Here is a 12815-nt window from a genome sequence, read left to right as displayed (position 1 = left end):
GATGTTGATATATCTTGTTTGTTTTATTGTCATTTTTATGTCATGTAATTGTTATATTTCCGTCATGAAAGGGTGTCATGTTTGTTTGCGAACAAAAACTGATTTATTTCGCTCACTTGTCCACAGTAATTCATTGATGTGAGCCATACGGATTTATTCAGGGGCCAATATGTTTAATAAAATCATTCGTAAGACATCGCTTGGTATTGCGCTGACATTGGCATTTAGTGCCAATGCGATGGCAGTGACTGAAATTCCTTTTTGGCATTCGATGGAAGGGGAGTTAGGTGTCGAGGTTAATTCATTAGCTGACCGATTTAACCAGTCCCATAGCGACTATAAAATCGTACCCGTATATAAAGGGAACTACGAACAGAGCCTGGCGGCAGGGATAGCAGCGTTTCGCTCGGGTAAAGCCCCCGCAATCTTGCAGGTGTATGAAGTGGGCACTGCCACCATGATGGCCAGCAAAGCGATTAAGCCAGTATTCCAAGTATTTAAAGATGCCAATATCAAATTTGATGAATCGGTGTTCGTGCCAACAGTCGCCGGTTATTACACCGATGCCAAGACTGGCCACTTATTATCTCAACCATTTAACAGTTCCACTCCCGTGTTGTATTACAACAAAGATGCCTTTAAGAAAGCAGGTTTGAACCCGGATCAACCACCAAAAACATGGCAGGAATTGGCGGCCGATACTGCAAAACTGCGCGCAGCGGGTTCAAGCTGTGGGTACGCCAGCGGCTGGCAGGGTTGGATTCAAATTGAGAACTTCAGTGCATGGCACGGTCAACCCATTGCCAGCCGGAATAATGGTTTTGATGGCACCGATGCGGTACTGGAATTCAATAAACCAGTACAGGTTAAGCATATCCAGTTGCTGTCAGATATGAATAAAAAAGGTGATTTCACCTATTTTGGCCGCAAAGATGAGTCAACGGCCAAGTTCTATAACGGTGATTGTGCCATTACTACGGCCTCTTCCGGTTCACTTGCTGATATCCGCCATTACGCCAAATTTAACTATGGCGTTGGCATGATGCCTTACGATGCTGACGAGAAAAATGCACCACAAAACGCCATTATCGGCGGTGCCAGTCTGTGGGTGATGGATGGCAAAGATAAAGACACTTACAAAGGTGTCGCTGAATTCCTGCAATACTTGGCTCAACCAGAAATTGCTGCCGAATGGCATCAGAAGACGGGGTACCTGCCAATCACGACGGCAGCCTATGAGCTGACCAAACAGCAAGGTTTCTATGATAAGAACCCAGGTGCTGACGTGGCGACTCGCCAGATGTTGAACAAACCGCCATTGCCGTACACCAAAGGCTTGCGTCTGGGCAACATGCCACAGATCCGTACCGTGGTAGATGAAGAGCTGGAAGGGGTGTGGACCGGTAAGAAAACAGCTCAAGAAGCGTTGGATAGCGCCGTTAAACGTGGTGATGTGTTACTGCGCCGCTTTGAACAAGCTAATCAATAAGGTTATTTGGCTACTCTACTTGCCAGTTTGGGTGCACTGTTCGCACCCAAACTGCCTGCGCCAATAACGCCAACCAATAGTGCTGTGCGGTATTAAATTAGGGCGTCACGTTTTCAATTAGCACGCTGGTGTAATCAATATCACGTCTGATAAACGGTTAATTTTATGTCATCTTCCCGTCCCGGTTTCTCCTGTAGTTGGTTGCCTTACCTGTTGGTATTGCCCCAACTGGCCATTACCGCTGTTTTCTTCCTGTGGCCTGCCGGTGAGGCGCTGTGGTACTCGGTACAAATGTTGGACCCTTTTGGTCTCTCCAATAAATTTGTCGGGCTGAGTAACTTTATTCAGCTTTTTCAGGATGAATACTATTTGGCTTCGTTTTATACCACGCTGATTTTTAGCTCGTTGGTGGCTGGTATTGGTTTGATTGTTTCGCTGTTTCTGGCCGCCATGGTGGATTACGTTCTGCGCGGCAGTCGTATCTATCAAACCTTAATGATTCTGCCGTATGCGGTGGCCCCTGCTGTCGCTGCTGTATTGTGGATTTTCCTGTTCAATCCGGGGCTGGGGTTGATAACACATTTCCTTGCCACATTGGGTTACAACTGGAACCACGCGCAAAACAGCGGGCAGGCCATGTTCTTGGTAGTGTTGGCTTCAGTATGGAAGCAAATCAGTTATAACTTCCTGTTTTTCCTTGCCGCGCTGCAATCCATTCCGCGCTCATTGGTTGAAGCCGCTGCTATTGACGGCGCCGGACCAGTACGCCGCTTCTTTAATCTGGTGCTGCCGCTGATTTCACCGGTCAGTTTCTTCCTGCTGGTGGTGAATCTGGTCTATGCCTTCTTCGATACTTTCCCCGTTATCGATGCGGCGACGGGCGGTGGGCCGATGCAAGCCACGACGACCCTGATTTATAAAATTTATCGCGAAGGCTTTGCTGGTCTGGACTTATCTAGCTCTGCCGCTCAGTCGGTGGTGCTGATGTTACTGGTGATTGGCCTGACGGTTATCCAGTTCCGTTTTGTTGAACGTAAGGTGCGTTACCAATGATTGAGAATCGTCGTGGGCTGGACATTTTTTGTCACGTCATGCTGATTATCGGCGTGTTACTGATCCTGTTCCCACTGTATGTGGCTTTTGTTGCCGCGTCGCTGGATGACACTCAAGTGTTTCAGGTACCGATGACCCTGATCCCCGGGCCCTATTTGTGGCAGAACATTAGCCACATCTGGCATGTCGGGGTGGGGAATAACAGTGCGCCTTTCGGGCTGATGCTGTTTAACAGTTTCGTGATGGCGTTTGCGATTACTGTTGGCAAAATCACCGTGTCGATGTTGTCTGCGTATGCCATCGTTTACTTTCGCTTCCCGCTACGTAACCTGTTTTTTTGGTTGATTTTCCTGACCCTGATGCTGCCGGTGGAAGTGCGTATTTTCCCAACAATTCAGGTGATTGCGAACCTGAATATGCTTGACAGTTATACCGGGTTGACCCTGCCGCTGATGGCGTCAGCCACCGCAACCTTCTTATTCCGCCAGTTCTTTATGACCCTGCCCGATGAGCTATTGGAAGCGGCGCGCATTGACGGTGCCGGGGCGATGCGCTTTTTTTGGGATATCGTATTGCCACTATCTAAAACCAATTTGGCCGCGTTGTTTGTGATCACTTTTATCTATGGTTGGAACCAATATCTTTGGCCAATTCTGATTACCAGCGATGCCTCTATGGGCACCGCGGTGGCTGGGATAAGGAGCATGATCTCTAGCTCAGGTGCGCCAACTCAATGGAATCAGGTGATGGCAGCGATGATCCTGACTTTAATTCCACCGGTCGCGGTGGTCCTTCTGATGCAGCGTTGGTTTGTACGCGGCCTGGTAGACAGTGAGAAGTAATCTGATATGGCATGTTTAAAACTTCAGGCAGTAACCAAATCTTATGACGGCGTCACGCCAGTGATTAAACAAATTGATTTAGATGTCGCCGACGGTGAATTCATCGTGATGGTTGGCCCCTCTGGCTGTGGTAAATCGACGCTGCTGCGTATGGTTGCTGGATTGGAGCGCACCACCAGTGGTGATATCTATATTGATAATCAGCGGGTTACCCATCTGGAACCCAAAGATCGTGGCATCGCGATGGTGTTTCAGAACTACGCGCTGTATCCCCACATGAGTGTGTTCGACAACATGGCTTATGGCCTGAAAATTCGTGGTTTTGGCAAAGAGCAGATCCGCCAGCGAGTGGATGAAGCCGCACGAATTCTGGAACTGCAACCGCTACTAAAACGTAAACCGCGTGAACTATCTGGCGGCCAGCGGCAGCGGGTGGCAATGGGGCGGGCCATTGTGCGTGAACCGGCGGTTTTCTTGTTTGATGAGCCACTTTCCAATCTGGATGCCAAACTGCGGGCGCAGATGCGCCTTGAGCTGCAACAGTTGCACCGCCGACTAAAAACCACCAGTCTATATGTGACCCATGATCAGGTTGAGGCGATGACATTGGCTCAGCGGGTGATTGTGATGAATAAAGGGGTTGCCGAACAAATTGGTACGCCAAGCGAGGTTTACCAACGGCCAGCGACACTGTTTGTGGCCAGTTTTATCGGCTCGCCTGCGATGAATTTGTTAGCCGGAACCGTCAGCCCGGATGGCGGCGGGTTTATTTTATCTGATGGCCTAACTCTGCCGTTGGAACAGCCTCGGCCACAATGGGCGGATCGGCGCTTGACCCTCGGCATTCGCCCGGAGCATATTCAGCAGGCAACTTCGGCGCAGGGTATACCGATGCCACTATTGACGCTGGAATTGTTGGGTGCAGATAATCTGGCACATGGTCAGTGGGGTGGACAGAGTGTTATTGCCCGCCTATCCCACGAGGAAATGCCTGCGGTGGGCAGTACATTACATTTATATTTACCGCCAACGGCGCTGCACTTTTTTGATTCAGATAGCGGACTACGGATGGAATCATGAGTAAAAACTGGCCTTACCCTTCGATCGTCGCTCACCGCGGTGGTGGTTCACTGGCACCGGAAAACACCTTAGCAGCCATTGATGTTGGCGCTCGTTATGGCCACAAGATGATTGAGTTTGACGTAAAATTATCGCACGACGGCCAGATATTTCTATTGCATGACGATACGCTGGAACGCACCAGTAATGGCTGGGGAGTTGCCGGTGATTTGTCATGGGAAAACCTTTTTCAGTTAGATGCCGGAGACTGGTATAGCACAGCATTTCGTGGTGAGCGCCTGCCTCTTTTATCCGAAGTGGCAGCTCGCTGTGCACAGCATGATATGGCCGCTAATATCGAGATTAAACCCACCACTGGCACTGAAATAGCCACTGGCCGAGCTATTGCACTGGCTGCCCGCTTGTTGTGGCAAGGTCAGGCGATACCGCCGTTATTGTCCTCTTTTTCGTTTGATGCATTAGCAGCAGCCCAACAGGCCGCACCTGAGCTGCCACGTGGTTTATTGTTGGATAAATGGGATGACAACTGGCAGGCGATGACCCGTCAGTTGGATTGTGTCTCTTTGCACATTAACCACAAACAGTTGACCGCGGAGCGAGTAGCGTTACTCAAAGCCGCCGGGCTGCGTATTTTGGTCTATACCGTCAACCAACCGGCGCGTGCGCAGGAATTGTTAAAGTGGGGCGTTGACTGTATCTGTACTGACCGTATAGATTTGATATGCCCTCGTTCTTGAAGCTACAGGGGTGTTAGCTTGCCGCCTACCTGTAACTCCAATGACTTTGATATAAATAAAACAGGAAACAGAGTAGGTCAGCCATTCTTACATTTACGGGCTGGTCTGGCCCGGCTTGACAGGAAGTGAACCATGCCCGCCTTTGTTATTTCGCTTTGGCACCAGATTGTGTTGTCTTCACCGTTATTTGTGCTGCTTGCGCTGGGTTACTGTTTGGTACGATTTGGTAAATGGCCCTCTACCATAACGGATGGCCTGACCCGCTTTGTTTTCTCCCTCGCATTGCCCGCTATGCTGTTTCGTATGATGTGCGATTTCTCTGAGCGCCCAGCGGTGGATGCACGCCTGCTGATTGCCTTTTTTGGTAGTTGTCTGGTGGTGTTTGTTATCGGGCGGATTGTTGCCAGCCGGATATTTCATCTGGATGGCGTGTCCGGTTCCGTTTTTGCCCTCGGCGGCATTTTCTCTAATAACGTGATGCTGGGCCTGCCTATTGCCACCATTATGTTGGGGGAGAAATCTATCCCAGCAGTGGCGCTGGTTTTGGTGTTTAACGGCCTGATCCTCTGGACATTAGTCACCATCTCGGTGGAGTGGGCGCGCAATGGCTCGCCAACACTGGAGGGCTTTGCGAAAACTGCCCGTAGCGTGCTGACTAACCCTCTGATTATAGGAATCATTTCTGGCACTTTATTCAGCCTGACTGGTCTGCAATTACCGCAGTTTATTGATCAACCTGTAACCATGTTAGGGCAGGTAGCACCACCGTTGTCGCTGATTGTATTGGGAATGGGGCTGGCGGAATATCGCGTCACGGAAGGCTGGCAAATCAGCAGTGCGATCTGTTTTCTCAAATTGATTGTTCAGCCGATGGTGATTTGGGCATTGGCATGGGCGATGGGCCTGCCAGCGCTGGAAACGCAGGTGGTGGTATTACTGGGGTCAATGGCTACCGGCGTGAATGTGTATCTGATGTCACGCCAGTTTAATGTACTGACTGGCCCCGCCGCCGCCAGTTTGGTGATGTCTACAGTGCTTGCCGCGGTCACAACACCGTTAATCCTGACCATTATCGGCGTGGGAATGTAACTCTTAGGTGATTATTGGAATAGTACCTGACATGAAGATAGTTCGACTGGGTTAAATACGAGCAGATGTAAACCTAGTTTGTGCAAAGTTGCGTTGTGGCTTCCGCTACAATTGCACTTTATCTTCTCAATGAGCCAAACTATCGTGTTGTTACTGGTCGTTACCACCATTTTATGGGCATTTTCATTTAGCCTGATTGGCGAATATCTGGCAGGACAGGTGGATAGTTGGTTCTCTGTGCTAATGCGGGTTGGGCTAGCCGCGCTGGTCTTTTTGCCGTTCTTGCGCTGGAAAAACATCCACTGGCGGGTGATCCTGCTGTACATGGCTGTGGGTTCAATTCAGTTAGGTATCATGTACTTGTTCAGCTTCCGTGCCTATCTCTACCTGACGGTACCGGAATTCTTGCTGTTCACGGTGATGACCCCGCTGTATGTCACTTTGATCTATGATTTACTGCGCCGCCAGCGCTTGCGCTGGGGCTATGCTCTGAGTGCGTTACTGGCAGTAGTCGGGGCGGCTATCATTCGCTACGACCATTTGAGCGAGCATTTTTGGTGGGGGTTGCTGCTGGTTCAGGCGGCAAACCTCTGTTTTGCCATCGGACAAGTGGGCTACAAACGCTTGATGGAAGTCCACCCGATCCCACAGCATGTGGCATTCTCATGGTTCTATATTGGTGCTTTCGCCGTCGCGGTTGTTGCCTGGTTTGCCTTTGGTAACCCACAAAAACTACCCACGACGCAATTGCAGTGGGGCGTGTTGGTGTGGCTGGGCGTCGGGGCTTCTGCGTTAGGTTATTTCATGTGGAACTATGGCGCGACACAAGTCGATGCTGGCACCTTGGGGATCATGAATAACGTGCATGTTCCGGCTGGGCTGCTGGTGAATCTGGCGATTTGGCAAGAAAAGCCCCATTGGCCCAGTTTTATCATTGGGGCAATTGTGATAATGGCTTCGCTATGGGTACACCGGCATTGGGTCGCTCCGCATTCTTTACAAACGGCAGACTCTCGCAAGCGTGTTGCCGGGCCGAACGAATAAAAGCTTCAGTAACCGGTTGGCGCTGCTCTCCATCACGGACGGCCGCGTATAACCGGCTCCATAAACCATTTCCCAGTGTTTTAGTGACGACCAATCCCTGACGTTCGAAACTCTCTACCACCCAATGTGGTAGGGCGGCGATCCCCATGCGTGCTGACACCATTTGAATCAGTAGCAAAGTATTATCCACATTCTTCAGCGGCGGATTTACCCCCGCGGGTTGCAGGAAATGCCGCCAGACATCTAACCGTTGCCGCTGTACCGGATAAATCATTAACACTTCTTGCGCTAAATCTTCCGGCTCGATGCGGGCCTTATTGGCTAATGGGTGGTCTGGTGCCAGCACCAGACGCACCTCAAAATCAAACATTGGCGAATAGTGCAGACCACTGCGCGGCAAGATATCTGATGTCAGCACCAGATCCAGCTCCCCTTGCTGCAAGGCGGGTTGAGGATCGAAAGTCACGCCTGATTGGAAGTCCATCGCCACTTGCGGCCAGTTTTTGTGGAAGTTATCCAAGGCAGGTGCCAGCCACTGAATACAGCTATGGCATTCGATGGCGATGCGCAGCGCAGTTTGGTGCGGCTCATTGCAGGTTTGCAGTGCCTGTTTAATTTGTGGCAGCACTTGTTCTGCGAGTTGTAACAAGATCTCTCCCTGCGTAGTGAAACGTAGCGGCTGGCTTTTACGCACAAACAGACGGTAACCCAGACGTTGTTCCAGATCGCTGAATTGATGAGACAAGGCCGATTGGGTCTGATGAAGTTGCGTTGCCGCCGCCGCCAGCGAGCCGGTATTACGCAAAGCTTGCAGGGTGCGTAAGTGTTTCAGTTCGATCATGAGAGTCCTTCACAGTGACAGTGAACAAAATGCGCTTGTGGATTATACAGTACCTGTTGATTATGGATGTGTAAACATCTGGATGGCTAAATGGGAAATATGACGATGACAATTTTAAATCACACACTGGGTTTTCCGCGTGTAGGTCTGAAACGTGAACTGAAAAAAGCACAAGAAAGTTACTGGGCAGGCAACTCCACGCAAGAAGAACTGCTCAATGTGGGTCGTGAATTGCGCGCCCGCCATTGGCAACAGCAGCAGCAAGCAGGTATTGATTTGGTGCCGGTCGGTGACTTCGCGTGGTATGACCATGTATTGACCACCAGCCTGCTGTTGGGCAACGTCCCAGAGCGCCATCAAAATACAGATGGTTCTATTGATTTGGATACGCTCTTCCGTATTGGCCGTGGCCGTGCACCAACCGGTAAGCCTGCGGCAGCGGCGGAAATGACTAAATGGTTTAACACCAATTATCACTACATGGTGCCAGAGTTCCAACTAGGTCAGCAGTTCAAACTGGGCTGGACTCAACTGCTGGATGAGGTGGACGAAGCGCTGGCATTAGGTCACAAAATCAAACCAGTATTGTTGGGCCCGGTAACGTATCTGTGGCTGGGTAAAGTTAAAGGCGAGCAGTTTGACCGCCTCTCTCTGCTGCAAGATATCCTCCCGGTGTACCAACAAGTGCTGGCTGAATTAGCGAAACGTGGCATTGAGTGGGTACAGATTGACGAACCTGCATTGGTACTGGAGTTACCACCAGAGTGGCTGGACGCTTATCAGTCGGCTTATCAGGCGCTGGAAGGCAAGGTTAAATTGTTGCTGACCACCTATTTCGACAGCATCGGCCATAACCTTGACGTTATCCGTGAGTTACCAGTGCAAGGTCTGCATGTTGATGTGGTTGCAGGCAAAGATGATATTGCTGTTCTGGATGCAAAATTGCCAACAGGGTGGCTGCTCTCGCTGGGGGTGATTAATGGCCGTAACGTGTGGCGTGCAGACCTTAGCAACTGGTTCGAACGCCTGCAACCACAGGCTAATGGCCGCCAACTCTGGCTGGGTAGCTCTTGCTCCTTATTACACAGCCCGATTGATTTAAGTGAAGAAACACGTCTTGATGCAGAAGTGAAAAGCTGGTTTGCCTTTGCGCTGCAAAAATGCGCTGAACTGGCATTATTAACACAAGCGTTAAACACGCCGAGCGAAGCCAAATTGGCCGAGCTGGCAGCGTACAGTGCACCGATCCGTGCCCGTCAATCTTCCAGCCGTGTACATAATACGCAGGTGGAACAACGTCTGGCGGCCATTACTGCGCAGGATATTGAACGCCAACTGCCTTATGAAGGCCGAGCTGAAGCGCAGCGTAAGCGCTTTAACTTACCAGCCTGGCCAACCACCACTATCGGCTCATTCCCGCAAACCACCGAGATCCGTGGTCTGCGTCTGGACTTCAAGCAAGGCCGTTTGGATGGAAAAAACTACCGCACCGGTATCAGCGAACATATCAAGCAAGCCATTGCTGAACAAGAGCGTTTAGGTCTGGACGTACTGGTTCATGGCGAAGCAGAACGTAATGATATGGTTGAATATTTTGGCGAACATCTGGATGGATTCGTTTTTACCCAAAATGGTTGGGTGCAGAGCTACGGTTCCCGTTGTGTTAAGCCGCCGGTCATTATTGGTGATATCAGCCGCCCGCAAGCTATCACGGTTGAATGGGCCAAATATGCTCAATCGCTGACGGACAAACCAGTAAAAGGCATGTTGACCGGCCCGGTCACTATCCTGTGTTGGTCATTCCCGCGCGAAGATGTCAGCCGTGAAACCATCGCCAAACAGATTGCTCTGTCGCTGCGTGATGAAGTGGAAGATCTGGAGAAAGCCGGGATTGGCATCATCCAGATTGATGAGCCTGCGCTACGTGAAGGCTTACCTCTGCGCCGTGCCGATTGGCAAGCGTATCTACAATGGGCCGTCGATGCCTTTAAACTGAATGCGGCTGTCGCGCAGAATGACACCCAGATTCACACTCATATGTGTTATTGCGAGTTTAATGACATCATGGATTCCATTGCTGCGCTGGATGCCGATGTGATTACCATCGAAACCTCTCGCTCCGATATGGAATTGCTCGAATCATTCGAAGATTTTGCTTATCCGAATGAAATTGGGCCCGGCGTTTATGATATTCACTCACCAAATGTGCCAAGTGTGGAGTGGATTGAAGCATTACTACGTAAAGCCGCTCAACGTATCCCGGCAGAACGTTTGTGGGTTAACCCGGATTGTGGTTTGAAAACCCGTGGTTGGCCAGAAACCCGTCAGGCACTGGCAAACATGGTACTGGCTGCGCAGCGTTTGCGTGCAGAACAGCTCTGATGCTATCTCGATCTAATCGTTAAATTCTGGGCGCATCTCGCGCCCTTTTTATTGCCGTTATTTCACGTATTCAGATATGGGATTGGCGGCAACACCATGTTGATCAAACCAATCGAGCATCCGTTGCCAGCCATCCAGTGCGGATTCGGCGTGATAACTTGGGCGGTAGTCAGCATTAAAAGCATGCCCAGCATCTGGATAAACAATGATTTCTGCATCGGCATTTGCTGCACGCAATGCCTGACGCATAGTATCGATATGTTCTTGCGTAATACTGCCATCTTTGCCGCCATACAACCCTAGCACCGGAGCATTGAGATCAACCGCGACATCAACCGGAGATTTGGGTAACAGTAAGGTTTTTTCACCGACCAGTTTGCCATACCAAGCCACTGCCGCTTTTAACTGTGGGTTATGGGCCGCATACAACCACGCAATCCGCCCACCCCAGCAAAATCCGGTAATGGCCAGTTTACTGGTATCCCCACCATGGCGTGATGCCCAATGCGCCGCATGATCAAGATCCACCATAACCTGACGGTCTGGCACTTTACCCACCAGATTTTTCACTAATGCATTGATGTCATCATATTCTTTGGCATCGCCTTGGCGGAAGAACAGCTCAGGTGCAATGGCCAGATAACCCTGTTTCGCTAGTCTGCGGCAGATATCCTGAATATGCTCATGTACGCCAAAGATTTCTTGCACGACAATAACCACCGGATATGGCCCGTTTTGCTGGGCCGGTTTGGCAATATAGGCCGGTAATTCATCGCCCTGAGACGGAATGGTGGTTTCTGTGCAGTGAATACCTTGTTGATCGGTATGGCGGGTCGTCGAGGCCAGTGGGCCTACCGCAGAGGTGAAACCGCCTGCCGCCTGCCTGGGAGTCATAAGTTGATCAGTTTTCACTGTGGTCTCCTTGCGATATGAGAAAAAATTACCGAGTTGAATTACCCATTACTCCCTGATTTTTGCTATTGCCGAGTTTAACTATAGGTAATCTTTGAGATTAATGAGATCAGGTTTTTTGTAATTATAATTTTTGGTGATTCATATCTTGAATTTTATAATTCAGACAAATAGTTGATAGAGTTTAGCAATCGATAGAAGTTAACAATCGATAGAAGTTAGCAATTGATAGCAGAATATTGGTCTATCATTCTTGCTTATAGAGAAATATACCTTTCGTACCTGGCGTTGCAGTGGTGTTAGCTGCAACTGTAATCAGCTTGGGTATAATTGTCATTTTTCGCCAGCTTGGTCTAAAAAATAGTCTTAATTGCCATTAAATGTGATTTTAATCACATTTAAAATGTATTGTGTAATTCATTTCTTTTGGCAAAGTGACTGTCATCACGAAATAAGGTGGCGATTTTGAGTAAAGTATTTCTTTGCACCCCCCTACAACATCTCTCATGAAAGAGGACTCTCACACATGGCTAAATCTGACGTTTTTCACTTGGGCCTGACTAAAAATGATCTGCAAGGGGCGACTCTGGCTATCGTTCCGGGTGATCCACAGCGTGTTGAGAAAATCGCTAAATTGATGGATAACCCAGTACATTTGGCCTCTCATCGTGAATTTACTTCGTGGCGCGCCGAATTGGATGGCAAAGCAGTGATCGTCTGCTCAACGGGTATCGGTGGCCCATCGACTTCTATTGCGGTTGAAGAGCTGGCACAGCTTGGTGTACGGACTTTCCTACGTATTGGTACCACTGGTGCTATTCAGCCACATATTAATGTTGGTGATGTGTTGGTTACCACCGCCGCTGTACGTTTAGACGGAGCCAGCCTGCATTTTGCGCCGATGGAGTTCCCAGCAGTGGCTGACTTTACCTGCACCACTGCATTAGTTAATGCTGCCAAATCAGTGGGGGCGACTACTCATATTGGTGTGACCGCCTCTTCCGATACCTTCTATCCGGGGCAGGAGCGTTATGACACCTTCTCTGGCCGTGTTGTCAGCCGTTTTAAAGGCTCCATGGAAGAATGGCAATCTATGGGCGTGATGAATTATGAAATGGAATCTGCAACCTTGCTCACCATGTGTGCCAGCCAGGGCTTGCGCGCCGGCATGGTCGCAGGGGTAATTGTAAACCGCACCCAGCAAGAGATCCCAAACGAAGAAACTATGAAAGCGACTGAAAGTGACGCGGTGAAAATTGTGGTAGAAGCAGCTCGTCATTTGATCTAGGCCCGCCGTCTGAGCTAATAGCGACGATTGGCGAGTCAACAAACCGTCTATTATCGGG

General features: G+C 49.8%; 11 protein-coding genes. 9 read left to right on the top strand and 2 right to left on the bottom strand.

The features are described from left to right. Positions 1-169: 169 nt before the first annotated feature. From ugpB to V2A85_RS07390, 7 genes are all read left to right on the top strand, one after another. Entirely contained in the window at positions 170-1489 is a 1320-nt protein-coding gene (ugpB, locus tag V2A85_RS07420; protein WP_372560043.1) for a sn-glycerol-3-phosphate ABC transporter substrate-binding protein UgpB, read from the top strand. Positions 1490-1654: 165 nt separating this feature from the next. Further along, on the top strand, positions 1655-2542 hold the full coding sequence (ugpA, locus tag V2A85_RS07415; protein ID WP_372560042.1) for a sn-glycerol-3-phosphate ABC transporter permease UgpA: 888 nt from the start codon (positions 1655-1657) through the stop codon (positions 2540-2542). Beyond that, complete coding sequence (gene ugpE, locus V2A85_RS07410; RefSeq protein WP_420071169.1) at positions 2539-3384, top strand: sn-glycerol-3-phosphate ABC transporter permease UgpE; 846 nt, start codon at positions 2539-2541, stop codon at positions 3382-3384. Before ugpA ends, ugpE begins: the two co-directional genes overlap by 4 nt. A gap of 6 nt (positions 3385-3390) precedes the next feature. Next, positions 3391-4464, top strand: a complete 1074-nt coding sequence (locus V2A85_RS07405; RefSeq protein ID WP_420071168.1) for a sn-glycerol-3-phosphate import ATP-binding protein UgpC — start codon at positions 3391-3393, stop codon at positions 4462-4464. Next, a complete protein-coding gene (gene ugpQ, locus V2A85_RS07400; protein WP_372560039.1) occupies positions 4461-5201 on the top strand; it encodes a glycerophosphodiester phosphodiesterase in 741 nt (246 codons plus the stop codon). The genes V2A85_RS07405 and ugpQ overlap by 4 nt, the downstream gene beginning before the upstream one ends. A 132-nt stretch (positions 5202-5333) precedes the next feature. Continuing rightward, positions 5334-6290 carry an AEC family transporter gene (locus V2A85_RS07395; protein ID WP_420071167.1) on the top strand — a complete coding sequence of 319 codons (957 nt, stop codon included), beginning with the start codon at positions 5334-5336 and terminating at the stop codon, positions 6288-6290. A 144-nt stretch (positions 6291-6434) separates the two neighbouring features. Beyond that, positions 6435-7334: a carboxylate/amino acid/amine transporter gene (locus tag V2A85_RS07390; RefSeq protein WP_372560666.1), complete on the top strand. Its 900-nt coding sequence runs from the start codon at positions 6435-6437 to the stop codon at positions 7332-7334. On the opposite strand, the gene metR is transcribed toward V2A85_RS07390, so the two are convergent. Next, positions 7222-8175 (bottom strand): HTH-type transcriptional regulator MetR, encoded by a 954-nt coding sequence (metR, locus tag V2A85_RS07385; protein ID WP_372560037.1) that lies wholly within the window; start codon positions 8173-8175, stop codon positions 7222-7224. The genes V2A85_RS07390 and metR overlap by 113 nt on opposite strands. A 105-nt stretch (positions 8176-8280) precedes the next feature. On the opposite strand from metR, the gene metE reads away from it, so the two are divergent. After that, positions 8281-10557: a 5-methyltetrahydropteroyltriglutamate--homocysteine S-methyltransferase gene (gene metE, locus V2A85_RS07380; RefSeq protein ID WP_420071166.1), complete on the top strand. Its 2277-nt coding sequence runs from the start codon at positions 8281-8283 to the stop codon at positions 10555-10557. A gap of 57 nt (positions 10558-10614) precedes the next feature. Here metE and V2A85_RS07375 read toward each other — a convergent pair whose 3' ends face one another. Further along, entirely contained in the window at positions 10615-11469 is an 855-nt protein-coding gene (locus V2A85_RS07375; RefSeq protein ID WP_420071165.1) for a dienelactone hydrolase family protein, read from the bottom strand. Positions 11470-11995: 526 nt separating this feature from the next. Between V2A85_RS07375 and udp the strand changes: the two genes are divergently transcribed. Continuing rightward, positions 11996-12757, top strand: coding sequence for a uridine phosphorylase (udp, locus tag V2A85_RS07370; RefSeq protein ID WP_005187884.1), 762 nt, complete (start codon positions 11996-11998; stop codon positions 12755-12757). Positions 12758-12815: the final 58 nt, after the last annotated feature.

The organism is Yersinia sp. 1252 StPb PI, from assembly GCF_048593885.1.
Lineage (GTDB): Bacteria > Pseudomonadota > Gammaproteobacteria > Enterobacterales > Enterobacteriaceae > Yersinia > Yersinia enterocolitica_E.
The sequence above is the reverse complement of the archived record's forward strand: the minus strand, read 5'-3'. Positions and strand labels throughout refer to the sequence as shown.